General features: G+C 69.1%; 16 protein-coding genes and 1 pseudogene. 4 read left to right on the top strand and 13 right to left on the bottom strand.

The features are described 5' to 3' along the window. Positions 1 to 25 precede the first annotated feature (25 nt). The 4 genes from F8279_RS03930 to F8279_RS03915 all read right to left on the bottom strand — a co-directional run bounded on the left by F8279_RS03930 (position 26) and on the right by F8279_RS03915 (position 4,104). The gene (locus tag F8279_RS03930; RefSeq protein WP_151499107.1) at positions 26 to 949 is read right to left on the bottom strand and encodes a 1-phosphofructokinase family hexose kinase; all 924 of its coding nucleotides are present in this window, start codon (positions 947 to 949) and stop codon (positions 26 to 28) included. After that, positions 946 to 1,815, bottom strand: coding sequence for a carbohydrate ABC transporter permease (locus F8279_RS03925; protein ID WP_151499106.1), 870 nt, complete (start codon positions 1,813 to 1,815; stop codon positions 946 to 948). The genes F8279_RS03930 and F8279_RS03925 overlap by 4 nt, the downstream gene beginning before the upstream one ends. Further along, the gene (locus F8279_RS03920; protein WP_225853115.1) at positions 1,812 to 2,630 is read right to left on the bottom strand and encodes a carbohydrate ABC transporter permease; all 819 of its coding nucleotides are present in this window, start codon (positions 2,628 to 2,630) and stop codon (positions 1,812 to 1,814) included. The genes F8279_RS03925 and F8279_RS03920 overlap by 4 nt, the downstream gene beginning before the upstream one ends. Before the next feature lie 226 nt (positions 2,631 to 2,856). Then, entirely contained in the window at positions 2,857 to 4,104 is a 1,248-nt protein-coding gene (locus F8279_RS03915) for an extracellular solute-binding protein (RefSeq protein WP_151499104.1), read from the bottom strand. Between the two features lie 313 nt (positions 4,105 to 4,417). Between F8279_RS03915 and F8279_RS03910 the strand changes: the two genes are divergently transcribed. Together F8279_RS03910 and F8279_RS03905 are read left to right on the top strand one after the other, a co-directional pair. Beyond that, positions 4,418 to 6,736: an RICIN domain-containing protein gene (locus F8279_RS03910; RefSeq protein WP_151499103.1), complete on the top strand. Its 2,319-nt coding sequence runs from the start codon at positions 4,418 to 4,420 to the stop codon at positions 6,734 to 6,736. Continuing rightward, positions 6,733 to 8,895 carry an RICIN domain-containing protein gene (locus tag F8279_RS03905; protein WP_192580619.1) on the top strand — a complete coding sequence of 721 codons (2,163 nt, stop codon included), beginning with the start codon at positions 6,733 to 6,735 and terminating at the stop codon, positions 8,893 to 8,895. The genes F8279_RS03910 and F8279_RS03905 overlap by 4 nt, the downstream gene beginning before the upstream one ends. Before the next feature lie 122 nt (positions 8,896 to 9,017). Here the strand turns inward: F8279_RS03905 and F8279_RS03900 are convergent, their stop codons facing one another. Both F8279_RS03900 and F8279_RS03895 read right to left on the bottom strand, forming a co-directional pair. Next, positions 9,018 to 11,156, bottom strand: coding sequence for an RICIN domain-containing protein (locus F8279_RS03900; protein ID WP_225853114.1), 2,139 nt, complete (start codon positions 11,154 to 11,156; stop codon positions 9,018 to 9,020). Between the two features lie 263 nt (positions 11,157 to 11,419). Next, the gene (locus tag F8279_RS03895; RefSeq protein WP_121684837.1) at positions 11,420 to 12,199 is read right to left on the bottom strand and encodes a DeoR/GlpR family DNA-binding transcription regulator; all 780 of its coding nucleotides are present in this window, start codon (positions 12,197 to 12,199) and stop codon (positions 11,420 to 11,422) included. 242 nt (positions 12,200 to 12,441) lie between these two features. Between F8279_RS03895 and F8279_RS30170 the strand changes: the two genes are divergently transcribed. Further along, positions 12,442 to 12,711: a hypothetical protein gene (locus F8279_RS30170; RefSeq protein WP_192580618.1), complete on the top strand. Its 270-nt coding sequence runs from the start codon at positions 12,442 to 12,444 to the stop codon at positions 12,709 to 12,711. Positions 12,712 to 13,099: 388 nt separating this feature from the next. Here F8279_RS30170 and F8279_RS03885 read toward each other — a convergent pair whose 3' ends face one another. The 6 genes from F8279_RS03885 to F8279_RS03860 form a co-directional block, all read right to left on the bottom strand. Further along, positions 13,100 to 13,765 (bottom strand): DUF3618 domain-containing protein, encoded by a 666-nt coding sequence (locus tag F8279_RS03885; protein ID WP_151499099.1) that lies wholly within the window; start codon positions 13,763 to 13,765, stop codon positions 13,100 to 13,102. Between the two features lie 15 nt (positions 13,766 to 13,780). After that, complete coding sequence (locus F8279_RS03880) at positions 13,781 to 14,185, bottom strand: phage holin family protein (protein WP_151499098.1); 405 nt, start codon at positions 14,183 to 14,185, stop codon at positions 13,781 to 13,783. Continuing rightward, positions 14,182 to 14,640, bottom strand: coding sequence for a hypothetical protein (locus tag F8279_RS03875; protein WP_192580617.1), 459 nt, complete (start codon positions 14,638 to 14,640; stop codon positions 14,182 to 14,184). The genes F8279_RS03880 and F8279_RS03875 overlap by 4 nt, the downstream gene beginning before the upstream one ends. A 1,479-nt stretch (positions 14,641 to 16,119) precedes the next feature. Further along, positions 16,120 to 17,031, bottom strand: coding sequence for an SDR family oxidoreductase (locus F8279_RS03870; protein WP_151499096.1), 912 nt, complete (start codon positions 17,029 to 17,031; stop codon positions 16,120 to 16,122). A gap of 15 nt (positions 17,032 to 17,046) precedes the next feature. Then, the gene (locus F8279_RS03865; RefSeq protein ID WP_151499095.1) at positions 17,047 to 17,628 is read right to left on the bottom strand and encodes a hemerythrin domain-containing protein; all 582 of its coding nucleotides are present in this window, start codon (positions 17,626 to 17,628) and stop codon (positions 17,047 to 17,049) included. Further along, positions 17,621 to 18,835, bottom strand: a complete 1,215-nt coding sequence (locus F8279_RS03860; RefSeq protein WP_151499094.1) for a hypothetical protein — start codon at positions 18,833 to 18,835, stop codon at positions 17,621 to 17,623. The genes F8279_RS03865 and F8279_RS03860 overlap by 8 nt, the downstream gene beginning before the upstream one ends. A 523-nt stretch (positions 18,836 to 19,358) precedes the next feature. Here F8279_RS03860 and F8279_RS30485 point away from each other — a divergent pair. After that, on the top strand, positions 19,359 to 19,550 hold the full coding sequence (locus tag F8279_RS30485) for a hypothetical protein (RefSeq protein WP_225853113.1): 192 nt from the start codon (positions 19,359 to 19,361) through the stop codon (positions 19,548 to 19,550). A 196-nt stretch (positions 19,551 to 19,746) separates the two neighbouring features. Here F8279_RS30485 and F8279_RS03850 read toward each other — a convergent pair. Continuing rightward, positions 19,747 to 19,855 (bottom strand): annotated as a pseudogene (locus tag F8279_RS03850) (IS5/IS1182 family transposase); the annotation flags it as partial.

Below are 19,855 nucleotides of genomic sequence, written 5' to 3'. Positions count from 1 at the left end.
CCTGCTTTCTGTCGGTGTGGTGCGTCTACAGCTGTTCGACAGTGGCCACGGGCAGCAGCCGGGCGGCCACGGCGTCGTCGTACTCGCCGGCGTAGGGACAGGCGACGGCCGCTGCGGAAACGGCCACGGCCCGGGCGAAGACCTCGGGCCACGGCGTCCCGGCGACCAGACCGGCCGCGAGCACGGCGGCCAACGCGTCTCCGGCCCCGGTCGGGTTGCCGTGCACGGCCTCCGGAACGCGGGCGTGGTAGGTGGCCCCGCCGGCTACCGCCACGAAGCCGTCGGCGCCGCGGGACACCACGCCGGCTCCGGCGCCGTGACGCACCAGCCGGTGCGCCACCGCCACGGCGTCGTCACGGGTGCGCACGGGCCGGCCGAGCAGCCCGGCCGCCTCTTCGGCGTTCGGTTTCGCCACCGCCGGCCCGGCCGCCAGGGCGCCGAGCAGGGCCGGTCCCTCGGCGTCCACGATCGCCTCGGCGCCGGCGGCCCGGGCGACCGTGACGAGATCGGCGTACGCGCTCTCGGGCACGCCCGGCGGCCGGCTCCCGGACAGCACCACGACCCGCGCCTGCCGGACCTGGCTCGCGAAGGTCGCGCGGAACTCCGCCCACTCCGCGCCGGTGACGGGCGGACCGGGCTCGTTGAGGACCGTCGCCGAGCCGCCGGCGACCACGGTCACCGTCCGGCGGGTCTCGGCGGCCAGCCGGGTGAACCGCGCCGGCAGGCCGGCACCGGCGAGCTCGGCCTCGAGACGCTCGCCGGTGGCGCCGCCGGCGAGACCCAGGACCAGGACCGGGGCACGCAGCCGGTGCAGCACCCGGGCCACGTTCACGCCCTTGCCCCCGGCGCGGGCGATTACCTCCGAGACCCGGTGCGAGCTGCCCGGAACCAGCGCCGGCAAGGCATAGGTGAGGTCGAGAGCCGGGTTGAGCGACACCGACGCGATCACTTGACCGACCCCGCGGTGAGGCCGCCGACGACCTTCCGCTCGATCAGCGCGAACAGGATGATCACCGGAATGGTGGCCACCACGGACGCGGCGAACAGTTGTCCCCATTCGATCTGGTAGCCGCCGAGGAAGCTGTCGAGCACCACGGTCAGCGGTTGCTTCTCCGGATCGGACGTCAGGATCAACGCGACGACGAACTCGTTCCACGCCGAGATGAAGGTGAAGATCAGCGCGGTGACGATGCCGGGCCAGGCGAGCGGCAGGGTGATCCGGAACAGCGCTCCGAGCCGGCTGCTTCCGTCCACGGTGGCCGCCTCCTCCAACTCCGGCGGGATGGAGCTGATGTAGGCGTTGAGGATCCACGTCGCGAACGCCAGGTTGAACCCCGCGTTGACCAGCGTCAGCCCGAGCACCGAGTTGTTCAGGCCGAGCGCCACGAACTCCCGGTAGATGCCGACCAGCATCGCGGTGGGCTGGAACATCTGGGTGACGAGAACCAGCAGCAGGAACACCATCCGGCCGCGGAACCGGTACCGCGCGGTGTAGTACGCCGCGGGCAGCGCCACGAGCAGGACCACCAGGGTCGCGCCGGCCGCGACCTGCAGGCTGATCCAGAGGTTGGCGCCCAGGCCGCTGGTCCACATGCTGACGAAGTTCGACCAGTCGAACTCCGACGGCAGGTAGTTCGGGTCCTTGAGCTGGTCGGACGGGCGCGCGGCAGCGACCACCATCTCCAGGTACGGGAGCAGGAAGAGGGCGGCGATCGCGTACGCGATGACGGCAAGAATGATCCTGCGGGCCGAGGGTCGGGGCTTGACGCGACGCGGGGGTTGACGCATAGGGCTCGGCGCGACGGCTGTGGTCATGACTGCACCTGCGATTTTCCGCTGCTGGCCCTGACGAAGAGCCCGACCAGCACGATGACGATGCCGAAGTTGACCACCGACATGGCCGCCGACTCGGCGATCGACGACGACTTCAACTGGTACATGAAGATGGTGGTGGTGGCGGTCTCGTCGCCCGGCCCGCCGCCGGTCATGGCCCAGATGATCGGGAAGCTGTTGAAGACGTTCATGATGTTGATCAAGATGGCCACGAGCAGGGCCGGGCGCAGCAGCGGCAGGGTGACTGAGAGATAGGTACGCCACGCGGACGCGCCGTCGAGCACAGCCGCCTCGTAGACGTCGCCGGGGATGCCCTGCAGGCCGGCCAGTATGGCGTAGGTGGTGAACGGCACCGACACGAACACCGCGACGCCCATCATCCACCAGATCGCGACGGACGGCCGGCCGAGCCAGTCCGCCTGCGCGGTGCCGAGCTCCGTCAGCAGCCCGATGTCGTGCAGGAAGATGTTGATCAGCCCGGACCGGGAGTCGAGCATCCAGCGGAACACCACGGCGGTCATGAAGACCGACGCCGCCCACGGCGCGATGAGGGCCCAGCGAGCCACCCTGCGGCCGGGGAAGCTCTGGTTGAACAGCTGCGCGAGAAGCAGCGAGACGATCACCGTGACCGTCACGACGACCACGACCCACAGGGCCGTGCGCATCACGACGGCATCGAGCGACGGCTCCTGGAACAGCGCTTCGAAATTCGCGGAGCCCACGAAGCCGTGGTCGAAGCCGATCGCGTCGATCTCGTGGAACGCGGTGCGGAACATCAGGACGACCGGCACCAGCACCACGCCGATGATCAGCAGGATCGCCGGCCCGATCCAGATCAGCGGTTCCAGCCCTGCCCACCGGGAGCGCCGGCGACGGCGTGGCGTGCCGTCCGGCGTGGCGCTGACCGCGGCCGGGGGCCGCGGCAGCGTCGCAGTTCTTGCCATTCTCAGTCCCATCCGGGCGTCGGACGGTGACGCGCGGGCTCGGGACAGCCGCGCGCCACCGTGGTCTACGCGGGGCCGGTCAGCGCCCGGTCGCCTTGGCCTGCAGGTCGCCGAGCACGGTTGCCGGGTCGTCCTTGACGGCCAGGCCGATGCTCTTCTTGACCGCGGGCAGGACCGTCGCGGTCCACTTCTCGTCGCTCGGGAACTGCACGGACTGCGGCAGCAGGCTGGAGAACGTGCCCAGCACCGGGTCGCTCTTCAGGCTGTCCAGCGCCGACTGGGTGCCGGGCAGCAGGGCGTACTGCTTGGCGAACGACAGCTGGTATTCGTCGCTGAGCGCGAAGTCCATGAACTTCTTGATCGCCGCGGCCTTGCCGGCGTCGTCGGTCTTGAAGGCCTGGATCGCGTCGGCCACGCCGAGCGTCTGCTGGACCGGGCCCGTCTTGCCGGGCACCGGCGCGGTGGCGTAGTCGGTCTCGCCGAGCTTGCCGGCCTTCGCGATGGTGGCGGTGAGGAACGGGCCGTTGAACTGCATGCCGACCTTGCCCGCGGCGAAGTCGGCGGCAGAGTTGGCCGTCCGGTCGTAGGTCGCCGGGTTGGGCTGGGTGAGGCCGGCGCCGACGAGATTCTTCAGGAACGTGAAGGTCTCGACGTTCTGCGGGCTGTCGATGGTGTACTTGTCACCGGTCTTCCAGCCACCGCCGTTACCCAGCATCCACAGCGTGGACTCGGCCTGCGCCTCCTCCGGTCCCAGCGGCAGGGCGTACGGGATGTAGTTCTTGGCCTTCAGCGCCTTCGCGGCCGTCTCGAGCTCGGCCCAGGTGGTCGGCGGCTCGGCGATGCCGGCCTCGGCGAACGCTTTCTTGTTGTAGAACATCGCCCGGGCCGAGGTGACGAACGGCGCGGCGTACTGCACGCCGTCGACGCTGAGCGCGTCCTTGAAGGTCGCGGTGCCGGCGTCGGGTTTCGACATGACCTCGGAGAGCGGCGCGATCAGCTTGTTCGTCGCGTACTGCGGGTAGAACACGCCCTGGAGGATGTCCGGGTAGTCCTTGTTCTGCAGCTGCGTCTTGACCTTGGTGTCGTAGTCGGTCCAGTTGATGGTGGAGACCTCGACCGTGATCGTCGGGTTCTGCGCGTGGAACGCGTCGGCGATCTGCTGCCAATACTTCTGGGTGGTGTCGGCCGGGCCGGTGCCGTAGTCGGCGCCGACAAGCTTGAGGGTGACCGACCCGTCGGATGAGGACTCTCCCGAAGAACCACAGCCGGAGATCAGGAGTGCCGCTGCGGTGGCAGCGGCGAGCGCCACGCCCAGACGTCGATTCATCTATGCCTCTTCCCGTGTTGGAAGCCGTGAGAGCGCATGAGTTTTTATGACGCGAAAGCGCCAGAGTCAGTCAAGATATTGCAGACCCTAGGGGCCGACGGCCAGGGCGTCAAGGCTGCCGGCGACAAGTTGAGCCTTGACCTCAGCTGAAGGTTGCAGGAAGTTGCATCGACCCTCTTGACGGCGTCACGCCGCGTTCTTACTGTCGTCCCACATCGGACGTCAGATGTCTACCACAGTCGCGATGCCCTGACCATGCCCCGCTCGGTGCCACCCGCCCCCGCACTCCCCGACCCACGGAGGCCCGTAACCGATGAAGTTATCCGCCCGTTCCTGTCTCACCGCGATCCTGGTGGCCGCCGCCTGCCTCCAGATACCCACCGCCGCCCAGGCGGCCAACCCGGCGCCTCCGGTCGCGCCGGGCATCCGGCAATGGACCGGCGGCGAAGGCGCCTTCACCCTGACGACGTCCTCCCGCATCCTGGTGGACCCCGCACAGACCACCGCGCTGACCCCGGCGGCCGAAACCCTGCGCGCCGACCTCGGCGCGATCAGCGGCATCACCGTACCGATCGTCTCGTCGGCGACGCCCCGGGCCGGCGACATCCTGCTCAGCACGACCGGCGCCGACGCCGGCGTCGGCGCACAGGGCTACGTGATGGCCGTCGGCACGCACCTGGCGATCCGCGGGCCCGCGGCCGGCGTCTACTACGGCACGCAGGCGCTGCTGCAGATCATCAAGCAGAGCGCGACCCGGACCACCGTGCCGGCCGGCACGATCCGCGACTTTCCGCAGTTCCGCGAGCGCGGCGTGATGCTCGACGTCGGCCGGCACTACTACGACATGGACTACCTGGAGAACCTGCTCCGTCGCATGTCGTGGCTGCGCCTCAACACCCTGCACCTGCACTTCACCGAGTGGAACGGCTTCCGGCTGCGCAGCGACCGCTACCCCGGATTGGCCTCCGCCCAGTCCTACAGCAAGGCCGACCTGCGCCGGCTGCAGGACGTCGCCCGCAGGTACCACATCACCATCGTCCCGGAGATCGACCTGCCGGGTCACGCGACCGTGATGACCACCTACGACCCGACGATGCGCTTCTCCTGCCAGTCGATGAGCGTCGCGCCCTGGCCGGGCGGCGAGCTCGGCGGCTGGACGCTGAACCTGACAAGGCAGAACGCCCGGGACTTCGCCATGAACCTGCTGGACGAGTTCGTGCCGCTGTTCGACGGCCCGTACTTCCACATCGGTGGCGACGAGTACCAGAACGACGCCGCAAAGAACGCCTGCCCCGAGCTGGTGGACTACGCCCGCAGCCGTGGCTTCCCGTACCCGGGTGACGTCTTCACCGAGTTCATGAACCTGATGAACGACAAGGTGCGGTCGTACGGCAAGACCACCCAGATGTGGAACTGGTGGGAGACCAACGGCCAGCAGACCAGCATCAAGCCGTCCACGCAGATCGTGCTCACGCCGTACACCGGCACACTGAGCTACTTCTACAACCTCGGCTACACGGTGTCGGCCATCCCGGAGAACACCCTGTACGTGACGCCGGGCCTCAACCTGTTCGTCAACTCCAAGAACGTCTACGAGAACTGGGTGCCGGACACCAACGCCAAGGTCAACGGCTATCGGATGGCCCGTTGGTCCGACCAGCGCGAGTTCCAGACCGACGAGTGGTTCGACCAGTACGCGACCCGGCCCATGGAGGTTCTCGCCGAGCGGGTGTGGGGCGGCCCTCGATCAGCCACAGTGGAGGCGTACTTCGCGCGGGTGGACGCGATCGGGGACGCGCCCGGCGTGCCGACGGTGACCCAGCTCAACGACGACCAGCTCCAGTACGCGGGCACGTGGAACCGCAGCACCGGCGGCGCCCGGCAGTTCCAGGGCGACGACCGTTACAGCAGCACTGCGGGCAGCACCGCCGAACTGCGGTTCACCGGCACCAAGGTCAAACTGTTCGGGGCGCGGGCCGCGAACCACGGGCGGGCCGGCATCTCGATCGACGGCGGCCCGGAGACCGTTGTCGACCTGTACTCCGCCACCCGGATGGACCAGGCCCAGCTGTTCACCAGCGGTCCACTGGCGCAGGGCCAGCACACCCTGCGCGTCCGGGTGCTGAACACTCGCAACGCCGCCTCGACCGGCACCGCGGTCGCAGTGGACAAGGCCGAGGTGTCCTCCATCGCCGTGCAGGCCGGCGCCTTCGACCCGGCGGTGGAGTACCGCATCCTCAACCGCAACAGCGGCAAGGCGCTCGAGGTGCCGGCCGGTGCCGGGGACGGCGGCCACGCCATCCAGTGGACGAACAACGGCGCCCTGCACCAGCGCTGGACCCTCACCGACGCCGGCAACGGCTACTACCGCATCGCCAACCGCAGCAGCGGCAAGGTACTGGACGTGTTCGGCAGCCAGACGGCGGACGGCACGGACGTCATCCAGTGGGCCTGGACCGGCAACGACAACCAGCTCTGGAGCATCGTTCCGGAGGGCAGCTACCACCGGATCGTCAATCGAGCTACCGGCAAGGCGCTCACCGTGGCGGGTTCCGACCTGACCGACGGCGCGGACGTCGTGCAGTCGACCTACACCGGAGGGAACCACCAGCAATGGACACTCACCCGATGAAACGGACAGGTAGTTTCATCATCGCCGGGCTGATGCTCGTGCTCGGCATGTTGATACCGTCGTCGGCCGCGCAGGCGGCGACCGCAACGACCGTGAACTATGCGGTCAACCAGGCCTTCGACGGCAGCAGCACCTTCGTCGACCGGTCCGCCGATGTGTCCCGGGTGGCCGGGCTGACGCACGGCAGCATCGCCGTCCGGTTCCGGACCTCGAGTCCGGCCACGGCGAAGACGCTGTTGAGCGCATCGCACACCGCGGACGAGTCCAGCAACATCTCGCTGACCGTCAACGGTGGGACGGTGTACTTCGAGAACCGGGAGAACGGCGTCAACGCCACCCGGCTGAACTCGTCGGGCGGACCGTTCAACGACGGTCGCTGGCACGTCGCCATCGTCACCGTCGGCGCCGGGGGCACCCGGCTGTACGTCGACGGCACGCTGCGGGCGTCGGACCCGTCGACGCGGTTCTTCTCGAACGTCACCGGCCTCAACGGCATGTGGATCGGCCGCAACGTCGACTCGCGGGGCGCTGAGTGGCACTACAACGGCGACATCGACTTCGTCCGGGTGTACGGCACGCCGCTGCCGGCCGGCGAGATCAGCGACCTCAGCATGCGCATCGACTACACGATCCCGTTCCTGGACCTCAAGGACGACACCGCCCGCCAGGTACTCACCGACCGCCAGGCCGGGCAGTACCTCGGTCAGCCCGACTCGGTGCTGCTCGACGACGGCCGGACGATCTTCACCGTGTACCCGCGCGGCCACGGCGTCGGCCCGGTGGTGCTCAAGCGCAGTGACGACGGCGGCCGTACCTGGTCGGGCCGGCTGCCCACCCCGGCGAGCTGGGACACCAGCCAGGAGACACCGACGCTCTACAAGGTGGCCACACCGGCCGGCCGCAACCGCCTGCTGCTGGTCAGCGGACTGCCGCGCAGCCCCGGCGGCTTCAAGACCGCGTTCTCCGACGACAACGGCGCGTCCTGGTCGGAGTTCACCCACCACTTCGCCGACTCCGGCTTCAACGGCTGGGTCGCGCACGCCGCCCTGACCCGGCTGAAGAGGGCCGACGGGTCCTGGGACTTCCGGTACATGGGCGTCTTCCACGACGGCGCGTACGACAACTGGAAGACCTACCTGACCTTCGACGCCGCGGGCAACGCCGTCTGGAGCACACCTACCCGGCTGCTCGCACCGCACAACGCCATCGAGAAGTTCGCCGGCCTGTGCGAGATCGAGATCATCCGCTCCCCCGACGGGCGCCAGCTGGCGCTGCTCGCCCGCGCACAGCACAAGAGAACCAACGCCATGGTCGCGTTCTCCGACGACGAGGGCAACACCTGGACCGAGCCGCGCGAGATGCAGGGCGCCCTGATGGGCGAACGGCACGCCGCGACGTACGACCCGGCGAGCGGCAGGCTCGTCATCACCTTCCGCGAGATCATCCGCAACAGCGTCAGCAACACCGGCGCGTGGCTCGCCGGCGACTGGGTGGCGTGGGTCGGAACCTATGACGACCTGGTCAACTCCCGCGAGGGCCAGTACCGGGTCCGGCTGATGGAGGACTTCACACCCTCGGCGCGAAGCGGCGACACCGGCTACGCCGGCAACGTCGTCCTGCCCGACGGTACTTTCGTCCTCACCTCCTACGGCTACTTCGACCGGACCGACACCAGCAACCCGTACATCATGACTGTCCGGTTCACGCTCGCCGAGCTCGACGCCCGAAACGGCTCGTTCGACCCGAACGCCTCCTACGCGATCAGGAACCGGACGAGCGGCAAGGTCATGGAGGTCGCGGTCAGCGCGCCCGGCGACGGCGGCGACGCCGTGCAGTGGACCGACAACGGTGGCGCGCACCAGCGATGGTCGATCATCCCCACCGGCGACGGGTACCACCGCATCATCAACCGCCGCAGCGGCCGGGCACTCGACGTCACCGGCAGCTCCACCGCGGACGGCGCCGACGTGATCCAGTGGACCTCGACCGGCCGGGCGAACCAGCAGTGGCGGATCACCCGGTCCGGCGCGCACTACGTCATCACGAACCGCAACAGTGGCCTGCCACTGGACCTTCTCGGCCCGGTAGCGAGCGACGGGACGGACATCGTCCAGCGGACCGCCAACGGCGGAACCGGTCAGCAGTGGTCCATCTCGTGAGCTAGGTGACTGGTGTTGAACGATGGCCGCCACTTCGTGGCGGCCATCGTTCTTCATCTATTGACGTTGCCGACGGCGCGACGGCGGTCGGCACGAACTTTGGTCCTCAGGCGCCGGAACGGTCAGCCGATCACCCACCGCTGGAGCGTGCTGCCGGTGTCCGGCTGCTGAGTGACCGGGGCGCCGTCGGTCAGGGAACCCGCGGTGAGCAGGAGGCCGCTGCGGACAGAGGCCATCGTGTAGGCGCCGTCGGCTCGCGGGGTCATCCGCCACCGCTGGTTGGTGCCGCCGGTGCAGGTCCACTGGATGATCCGGGCGCCGGCGGTGGTGACGCCGCCCTCGACGTCGGCGCACAGCCCCGACTCGCGGTTGGCAAGGGTGTAGGAGCCGTCGCTCTGCTGGGTGAGGACCCAGCTCTGGTTCGCGCCGCCGTTGGTGGCGTACGTGATGAGCTGGGTGCCGGCGACGGTGCTGTGCCCGGGGTTGTCGAGCGCCTTTCCCGAGACGGTGAGGGTGCGGGCGCCGCTCGGTGCGTCGCCAGTGGCGGTGATGGTGAGGGTCTGCTCGCCGGCCGTGCGCCCGGCGCCCACGATGGTTCCGCTGGTGTCGGTCCAGGCGCGGACGGGAGTGGTCTCGGCGAGCCGGCCGGCCGTGGCGGAGAGGCCGATGACCAAACCGCTGTGCCGGTTCACCAGGCGGTACGTGCCCCCGTTCGGCACGATCCACCACTGTTGCCCGACGGCCGCCGTGCCGGCGCCGGGAGCGGTGACGGTGGGCGCGGTCCCCCAGGCACGGCCGGCCGGGGTGCCGGGCACGCCGAGCAGGTTGCCGGTGGCGGCGTTGGCTATCCGGTAGGCGCCGTCGCCGGTCGTGGTGAATCGCCAGGCGTCCAGGCCTGTTCCGGTGGCGCCGGCCGACGAGGTGGTGGCGGAGCCGCCGGCGACCTGGGCCAGGACACGGCCGTTGCCATTGGCGATCCGGTAGGTCCTGGCGGGGTCGAAGGGCACGACCGCGGGGATCGAGCCGGTGATGGTGACGTTGATGTATTCGCCGGAGGCGCCGCCCGAGCACCCGAAGGAACAGTAGGAGCGGAAGCTCTTGCCGACGATCCGCGAGCTGGTCTTGCTGGTGCTGTCGAGGAACCACCGGTACCACGACGCGTTGCGGTAGCTGCCGGTGTCGCCGATCAGCGTCCACTTCTGCGTGGCGAGGTTGTCGGTGGCGTAGAACTGCTGCGGCGCGTTGCCGGACTGGTCGACCGCCTGCGGCTGACCGATGTAGAGGCCCAGGTGCGCGTTGTAGGTGATGTCCATGACGAACAGCGGCGAGGTGGGCGGGGTGGTGCCGGCCGCGACCTGCTGGTCGACGGTGCCGGGGGTGGTCGGCTTGTATTCCTTGTCGACGGCGACGTAGCCGGTCGGCGCGGTCGACGTGACCGGCATCAGGGTGCTTTCCCGGCCGCCGACTCCGGGTTCCGACCAGGCCCCGTTGTACCACTTGCGCCAGGAGCCGGGCGCCATCTTGCCCGCGATGGGCGCCCGGGCGACGTGCCCGTAGAACGCCTTCCAGCCGCCGTACTTGTCGACGATGCGCGAGCCGTAGAAGGCGTAGAAGTAGCCCGACGCGGCGTCGACGTACAGGCGCTGATCGCCGTCACCGTAGTGGTAGGTCTGCTGCGGGAAGGCCACGTTGTCGCCCCGGTCTGTGCTGTACGGCGACGTGATGACGTGGTCCCTGATGGTCCAGGTGCGGCCCTGGTCGGTGGAGACGGCGTAGTCGATGCCGTCGTAGTGGATGCCGTCGCCGAAGGGCTGCGGGGTGAACTCGTTGTGGACCAGCCCGTACCAGTGGCCGGTGTCCGGGTCCACCCAGACGCCGGACAGCACGCAGAAGTTGCGCTGCGAGTAACCCGAGCCGCTGGGCGCGTACGTCGACTCCACACCGGTGGGGCTGTTGTTGCACAGCGTCGTGGTGTCCGGGTTGGTCCCGGCGTCGCTGATGGCGGCTCGCGGCGCCGAGTCGAAGTCGGCGCCGGTGTAGAAGCTCCACGAGCGACCGTCGTTCGGTCCGTACAGCGAGTGGGACTGCTGGTAGTAGAAGGTGCCGTCCTTGTCGATGAACGGGAAGGCCGGAGTGTCGTCCGGGCGGGTCCATGACGATCTGCTGTCGACGCTGACGGTGAACGAGCCGGGCACTGCCGCCGACGCTGCCGAAGCGGTCAGCGGGGCGCTGGTCAAGATCAGGGCGACGGTCAATGTCACGCGGGCTGACGGTCCGTGGCGATGACGCATGAGACCTCCCTCTGGCGGAGCGCTCAGCATGGCAGGAATTGATACCCATAACAACCACTGCCATCGATTGAAGCGCAACCCGGGGCCGCAGATCATGTTACCCATGCCATAGGTGGCCGGGCATCGCCCCGTTACCTTTTGACCGTCCCAGCTGGACTCTCGGTCACCCGGCGGCATGGGGAGGAATGATCGATCAAGGGTCGATGCCGCCGCCCCGCACGTTGAAGATCAAGTCAGACCTGTACGACGTTCACGCCGGCCTGCTCGATGAGTTGCACCGCGTCCTGGTCCGCCGCCTTGTCGGTGATCAGGGTGTCGACGTTGCCCAGCGGGCAGATCCGGTTGAACGTCCGGCGGCCGATCTTCGAGGAGTCCGCCACCACGATCGTCCGGGCAGCGCTGGTCACCATGATCTGGTTGATCGCCGCCTCGCTGTCGTTGTGCGCGCTGGCGCCGTGCTGGTGGTCGATCGCGTCCACGCCGAGGACCACCAGGTCCAGCGCCACCGAGGTGAGCATCGTCTCGGCGATCCGGCCGACCAGCTCGTACGACTGAGGGCGAGCCGTGCCTCCGGTCAGCACCACCCGAAGGTGCGGCCGCACGATGAGCTCGTTGGCGATGTTCAGCGCGTTGGTCACCACGGTGACCGCGGGCGCCTGCCCGTTCGGGTCGGTCCGCAGCGCGAGCGCCCGGGCCACCTCGGTCGTCGTGGTACCCCCGTTGAGCCCCACGGTGGCTCCGGCCGGGATCAGGTCCGCAGCGGCCGCCGCGATGCGATGCTTCTCCGGCGCCTGCCGGACGGCCTTGTAGCGCAACGGCAGGTCGTAGGAGACGCTGCTGGCGACGACCCCGCCACGGGTGCGGGTGACCAGCTGCTGGGTGGCCAGCTCGTCGAAGTCCCGCCGGATGGTCGCCGCGCTCACGCCCAGCTCCCGGGCGGTGGACTCGATGTCGAGCTGGCCGGCGGCCGCCACCATCTCCAGGAGCCGGTGCCACCGCTCGTGCTGATTCACGTTTCACTCCGGTCCTCGGGCCTGCGTATGCAGCCATCCTTGCATCCTCGATGCAACGTCTGTACGGCACCGTAGCTGCTTCCGCCCCTTCAACCCCCCATGTTCAGGCCGATCGATGACAAAAAATGCAACTAAATTGCCTCTGTATTTCATTTGCAGTCACGCCGAGGACCCGAGCCTGCTCGGGTTGGGCGATCTGGTGTTGATGCAGGCTGAGCGGCGGCAACCGCGTGCAGGCCGGCTTGCAGCGCGGTCTGGCCCGCGACGGCATCGCCGACAACTTCGTGCAAGTGCGACCACGGCGCAGTCACGCGGTGTTGGAGATCCGGCTGCCGCGCAGCGACGACACCAGTGCCCTGTTGGATGCTTCCGGCCTCGACGTCTTGTCGGACGCGGCGCGGTGGAGCCGACACAGGATGAGCGTCAACTCAGCCCACATCGCCGCGCACCAGAAGCTGCTACTGGACCTGATCCGGCAAGCGGCCGGAACTCCAGCGCCAGACAACGACTGACGTCGCGCACAAGCGCTGCCTTCTTCGGCTGGCCTGGGGCTGCCGCCGGCCGGACTGGATTCGCCGGGTGACGCACTAGCCGCAGGGGCGCCGACATGCATTTCGTCGACGCGGTCAAGCAGCTCGACCAGCGTTCACTGCCGACGTCTGGTGGCTAGCGCGCCATCGGACGCCCGATCCTCCGTCAACGGCCGGCCAGGCGAGCGAGGTCGCCCGGATCGCCAGCCGATTCGAATCACTTGAGGAGTAGGGCCGGGATGCCGTCACGGACCGGGGCCACTGTCCGACCCGGAGGTACCCCGCACCACCACCCCGCTCCGGCCGAACCTGAGGGCGTTCGGCGCGCAGGGTGTCACCGAGATGCTGCGGAGACGCTGACGCTGTCGAATTAAAGCCTCCGCGGCGCCTCGCGAGCGTCGTCGCGGACGCGTTGTGCCTCGTCCCGCCCGGTGTCGCGCACCGTGGCCGCGCCTTCCGCCGCCGCTGACCGGACCGCTTCTGTGGCATGCTGGGTAGGCTCGCGTAGATTGTCCTGCACTTGGTGCGCCATCCCGCCGGCACGCTGCTTGATCTGGTCGGAATGCTCCATGACCTGGTGCTTCGCCCGTTCGGCGAGATCGTGTTCCTTTCGAGTGGAAGGCGCGAGGGACGCGGCGAGCAGGCCAACACCAAAGGCGACGAGACCTGCGGCGAGCGGGTTGCTCTCGGCGCGCTCACGCGAGGCGTGCCCGAGCGCCTGACCGCGGTGCCCGACGGAGGACATCGCGCCGGCCGCCTGGTGGGCGCGGCCGGACGTCATCTCGACGCCGTGCTGGGCCATGCCGGACATGCGCTGACCCATCGCGGCGCTCTGGTGCCGGGTGCTGTGCCCGGCGTGACGTGCGGTTCCCATGACACGGTCGAGGAGCCTGCTGAGTCCGGAGCGGGCGCGGTACACCTGTGTGCCGGCCAGCCGGCGAGGACTGGCCTTGTAGGCCAGCGCGTCGACGTCGTTGCTCAGGTCGGTCCTGGTCGTCTCGATGTCGTGTCGGATCCGGTCTGGGTCGTTGGACATGACACTCCCTCGGGTTCAGCGGCCTCTGGCCGCGTCCGGTATTTCGCGCGCCGTCTGTTTGGTGCGCGACAGCGTGCGTATCGAACGCATCTGTCCGCGCGCTCGCGAAGCGAGCACGGCACCGATGACGGCCCAGATCACGGCTACGATCAGCGCCGCCCATCCCTGGTCCATCACGTTGGACAGGCCCCACCACAGGGCGTGGGACAGGAACAGCAACGTGATAAGGGCCGCGATCCCGGCGGCGGCGAACATGGCCGCGACGGTGCCGATGGTGCGCACCTCCTCGCGTACCTCGGCCTTGGCCAGGTCGATCTCCTGCCGGAGCAGAAGCGAGAAGTTCCGGGTTGCGTCGGCGAGGAGTTCGCCGACGGAGGACTGCGCCCGCTCCGGGCGGTCGGCGTCCGACGGCGTGCTCACGGCCCGACCTCGGTGCCGCTGGGGCCGTGCCGCAGCGGCGCGGCCGTGCCTGTCGAAGGCGGCACGCGCAGGGCCTTCTCCGCGTCGGCGCCCCCGCTCGGCGGTGTGCCGTCCCCATCCGACGCACCGCCTGTTAGTGCGCGGGTGAGCCGTCCGGCGAGCACTCCGGCGATCGCGGCGCCTGCGAGGAAGGTGCCGGGGTGCCGGCTGGCATAGTCGCGGGCCTCTCGTACCAGGTCGCCCGGCTCTCGGGCGCCGAGCCACCCGGCGGCCTGATCGGCGATGTCGGCCCCGCGGCGCACGACCTGCGCGGCGAGGCCGTTCTGGTCGTCACCCTCGTCGGCCATGGACCGCAACTGCGTACCGAGGCTGCGTAGGCTCTCGGCGGCTCGTTGCTGCTGTTCCTGAGCCTGGGTCTGGACCTGCCGAGACACATCCGTGACCAGGTCGCGCACCTGCTGTCCGCTCTGCGACGCCACCTGCGTGCCCTGCTCGGCAACTTCGTGAGCGAGGTGTCCTGCGGCCTGCTTAGTCTCCTGACCGAGCCGTGCGGCCTCCCGACGGGCGCCCTGAGCGGTGCCACCTCCGCTCGCGGATGGCGCGGACCCTGAATCCATACTCGAAGTCATCCCTATGTCCCCTCTTCGGCCCGTCGGGCAGGAGGACGGGCAGCACGGCTTACCCGCGGGAACGTGGCGTAATCCCCGCCGCACGCAATGGCCGGCTCCGGCCCACCGATCCGGCCCGGACCGTCACGACTTCGGGTGGCTGCCGTCGTTTTCGTCCCCGGTGCGACAGCGGGGATCGACAATCGCGGCATGAGAGCAAAGAGGCCCCAGAGGCGGCGAACAACGATGATCTCGGCACGTCAGCGCTGGACGCTAGCGGCGTTGGCCCTGACGGCGGTCGCGGGGGCCGCGGTCCTCCGACGGCGCCGCGACTCCGCCGCCGAGCGTCTGGAGCTCGGCGGTACTTCCGGAGCCCTTGGGACGCACGGCGCCGCTGCGGATCGCCGCGCGGAGACGTCGTCGATGCTCGCGACCTGAGCGCACTCCCGCGCACGTAGGGGGATCGCGCACGGCCCTGTGGCGGGCGGTGCCGGAACGGCCGGGGTCTTGTGGCGCCGAGCGAGACCGCTGTTGGTTCTTGTCAGGGTGAGAGGCCGGCCGGCCGTTCCAGTCGGCGAGGGTGGGGTTGCGGCGTAGACGGGATAGTAGCTGCCTCGCCAGCGGGGGCTGTCGGGTCGGACCGGGGTGGAGCCGACGATGTCGACGTTCACCTCCGGCTCGCCTGTCTCGACCACCGGCCGCACGACGGTTCCGATTGACCTCGGTATGCCGGCAGGAGGCCGAACACGAGTCGGTCGACGTGCGCGTCGGCGGGTAGACCACTGATCTCGGCGGCTCTCTGGTTTCACCAGGATGAAACGCTGTTCGGCGTCGAGCACGCTCACGGCGACCGGCAGGTGCACCAGTACGGTCCGCAGCAGTTCACTGGTCGATGCCCCGAGACCCGGTTCGCTCGGTCAGGGTGCCCAGCAGGGGCAGCGGGTCGGAGTGGTGTTCGTGCGCCGGGTCTGACATCGGAAGCTGCCCTCCTACCCGCCGTCGAAAGTGTCGTGCCGCCGACGCACCGCGCACCAACCGCTGGCGCGCTGGTCGGGCACCGCCTCTACGACCGCACTGCCATCGAAGTGGCCGCGAACCAGCGCGACCACCGTGCCGTCGCGATCGCGGTGATGCATCACTACCCGGCGGAGTCGACACGTACACCCTCGCTCAGCCTCCGTGGCAACAACCGCCGGCCGGCACCAACCTGAACGCGCAGGACGGCACAGCCGCCGTGGCTCATGTCGTTTCAGATCACATGGAGCCGCCGCGCACACGACGCCGGCCGCCCCCGCACGAGTCGGGGACGGCCGGGCGGGGGCGGGGTCAGGCGAGCGGCTTGCCGCCGGTGACGCCGAGCACCTCGCCGGTGACGTAGCTGGATTCCTGGGAGGCAAAGAAGACGTACGCCGGGGCCAGTTCGGCCGGCTGCCCGGCGCGGCCGAGGGGGACGTCCTTGCCGAACGACTCGACCTTCTCCTCGGCCATGGTGGCGGGGATGAGCGGGGTCCAGACCGGACCTGGCGCGACCGCGTTGACCCGGATGCCCTTCTCCGCCAGGCCCTGGCCGAGACCCTTGGTGAAGGCGATGATGCCGGCCTTCGTGGTGGCGTAGTCGAGCAGGTCCGGCGAGGGCTGGTAGCCCTGGATCGACGCGGTGTTGATGATCGTGGAGCCCGGCGCCAGGTGCGGTACGGCCGCCTTGGAGAGCCAGAACATCGCGTACAGATTTGTCTTGAGGACCCGGTCGAACTGCTCGGTGGTGATGTCGGTGATGCCGTTCGGCTGGGACATCTGGTAGGCCGCGTTGTTGACCAGGATGTCCAAGCCGCCCAGCTCGCTCACCGCCCGCGAGATGATCTCTTCGCAGTGCGCCTCGTCGCGAATGTCGCCGGGTACCGTGACCGCCTTGCGGCCGGCTTTCTCGACCAGCTGCGCGGTCTGTCGGGCGTCGTCCTCCTCCTCCTCCTCCTCCTCCGGGAGGTACGTGATGAGCACATCGGCGCCCTCGCGGGCAAAAGCGATCGCGACGGCGCGGCCGATGCCGGAGTCACCGCCGGTGATCACGGCGCGCTTGCCGGTCAGCCGGCCGGTGCCCTGGTAGCTCTCCTCGCCGTGGTCCGGTTTGTCGGGCATCTCCCCGGTGGTCCCGGGGGCAGACTGCTGGCCGCCGGTCTGCTCGTTGGGCCCGCGGTACTGGTCCTTAGGGTCTTGCTCCTGGTACTGGTTGTCGCTCAACGTCTCCCTTTCGGTTCAGCTCTTCGACGGCTTGCGGATGGCGTCGCGGACCCGGTCGACGACCGCGAGCGCGGGGCCGGCGGCCAGGTTTCCCTTGGCCGACTGGGCGCTGGGGTGCGGCCGGGTCGGCGCGGTCGCCTCCGCGGCCCGGACCGCGGTCGCGAGGCTGCGCAGCCGGTCCGCCGGGACGTGCTGGCGCAGGTGGGGGAACTCGTATCGTTCCTCGTAGCGGGAGTGGGTGAGCACGGCGTCGCGCAGCAGCACGATGCCGGTGTCGAAGCCGCCGGCGTCCACGCCGCCGGCGATCAACGTCTGCAACGTCTCCTTGGCCTGCCGTTCCTCGGCGAGCCGTTCGTCGACCATCGCGTCGCCGCCGGAGCCGGGCAGCGTTCGGGCGAGTGGGTGGATGACCTCCTCCTCGGCGGTCTCGTGCGCGGCGAGCAGCTTCACCAGGTCGTCGAAGGCGTCCCGGCGGGTGTCGCCGGTGCCACCGATGACCAGCAGGAAAAGCCGCTCGATCTCGGCGTGCTGGGCGAGCAGCAGGTCGACCACGTCCTCCTGCGGACCCGGGCTGGCCGGGGCGTCGGTGTCAGGCATGGGTGCCTCCGTCGGCGCGAAGCCGCTCCACCGGGTGCGGGCCCTCGGTCTCGATGCGGTACTCGTCGCCGAAGCGCTCCCGGTGCATGTCGATCACCTGCTCGCTCGGCGGCTGCTGGCCGTCGTGCAGCTGCTGCTGCATCCACTCGAAGCGCTCGTGGGCCTCGGTGACGTAGCCCTCGCCGAGCTTGGTCAGGCCGACCGTCTCGGCCAGCAGGTGCCGCAGGTACTGCTTGTTCGGCTCGAACGTCAGCGGCTCGGGCAGGCCGGCGCTGCCGACAATCTCCTCGGGCTCCCGGCCGTCGTGGCGACGCAGCAGGTCGGCGGCCTGCTGCAGGTGGGCCAGCTCCATCTGCAGGTGCAGCTCCCAGATCGCCTTGACCTTTGGGTCGCTCTCCTGTTGCAGGAAGGAGTAGTAGAGCCAGCACTCGTTGTACTCGTGGGTGAGCAGCCGCTCCCACCAGTTCTCACCCGGATCGAGCAGCGACTCATAGTGAGTGACGTGCTCCTGCTCGATCAGGCTGATCTCCTGGTAGAGCTGGCGGGCGATCGGCTCCATGTACTGCGGGCCGACGTTCATGTAGTAGAACATCACCTGCTGCTCGGCCGAGAGGATCGTCAGCGCGTGCAACTTCGAGCGCGGGTCCACCGAGTTACGGTCGTACGGCGTGCGGACCTCGTCGAACGGGTGCCGGTGCTCCTGCACGGTGGGCCGCCCGGGCATCACCTCGGTCAGCCCGTCGACGATTTTCTCCGCCTTGCGACGCTCGACCATCTCGTACAGGTTGGCGTAGCGGTACAGGTGGTCGAAGTCCTCCAACACACCGAACTCGTACGCCCGCTTCAAGTACGGGTCCGGCTCGTGCCGGGCCACCCAGGCGGTGAGGTCGACGGCGACCTGCTCGTATCCCAGCGTCGTCTCCAGCACGCTGGCCACCCCGGGCAGCAGCCAGTTCACCACCCGCTGCTGCTGGCTCTCCACGTACCGCACGTACGCGAGCTGCCGGCGGACCTCCTGGTCGGGGCAGTTGCGGGCGAACTGGTGCTGGAAGTTGATCGCCTCGACCTCGATGCCGTTCATCGTGATGATCCGGCATCGGGTGTACGGGTCGACGGCCTCAGGGTCGATCGGCTCGACATCAAGCTCGCGCCAGTTGCGGATCTGGCTCTCCAGCGGGATTCCCTTGTGATCCAACGGATTGAACATGGCACTCCTTCGTTGGGTGTTGTTGCGGTCTCCACCCGAGGGCATGAGCAGGTGGGCCGGCGCTCGCCGAGCCCCGCCACCCTGCACGCCGCACGAACGGCGCCGGCAGTCGCGTGGGCCGGGTATCCCCTTGCCGACATGGCACCTCCGCTCTCCGTGAACGGCCCACCCGCGTTACGCGAAACAGCAGGGGAGGGCCCGGAAGGGCGCTGTCTTGACCCGTTCGTCCCCTCTACCCGACCCGGGCGACCTGACACCTTCCCGGCGCTTTCCGACCTATAGGTGCAGGCGTACACCCGGCTGGGCGTGCCGGGCGGAAACCGCGTGTTCGCCCCGACGTCGGCGGGGGTACGTCAAGGACCGGCGCATACGGCCGCTACGGCGGCATTCGGCGCTTCCCGGTGGGTCACCCGGACTTCCGTGAAGAGAGATGTCTTCTCGATGCCCCCGGCATCCGCGTCCAGCGACAGCGGACCTGACGGTCCTTCCTCCCTGGGCGCACCCCGATAACCAGGAGCTGTTCATGACCTCGTCCCCCACTGCCACCGCCCGGCGCGACACCAACGCCACCGAGTCGCACCGCGTCCACGGCGAGACGAAGCCCGCCTACAAGACCACCGAGTTCGTCGTGTACGTGGTCATGGACCACGGCGTGCTCAATCGCCTCCCTCGTGGTCGACGACAACGGCAACGGCGACAACGGCAGCGGCGGTGACTTCTTCCGCGCCGACCGCGCCTGCTCTACGTCACCATGCTGACCATCGGCTACATGGTCAGCCGCGGCATGGCCAAGGCCCGCAGCCGCTCCACCCACAACGCCTGATCCCAAGCACGACATCGCCGCCCGGTCGCCATCCGCACGACCGGGCGGTGCTGCGTCTCGGCACGTCTCTTAGGGCGTGTCCTGTCGATCATGGGAGCCAGATGACGGCAGCGATCAGGACGAGGCCGGCTCGGTAGAGGGATGCGCGTTTGGCGTATCGCGTTGCCAGGTCACGCCACTGCTTGAGCCGGTTGAAG

The sequence above is a fragment of the Micromonospora sp. AMSO1212t genome (assembly GCF_008868145.1).
GTDB lineage: Bacteria > Actinomycetota > Actinomycetes > Mycobacteriales > Micromonosporaceae > Micromonospora > Micromonospora tulbaghiae.
Note: the sequence above shows the minus strand (reverse complement) of the source record. Positions and strands in the feature narration are given on the sequence as shown.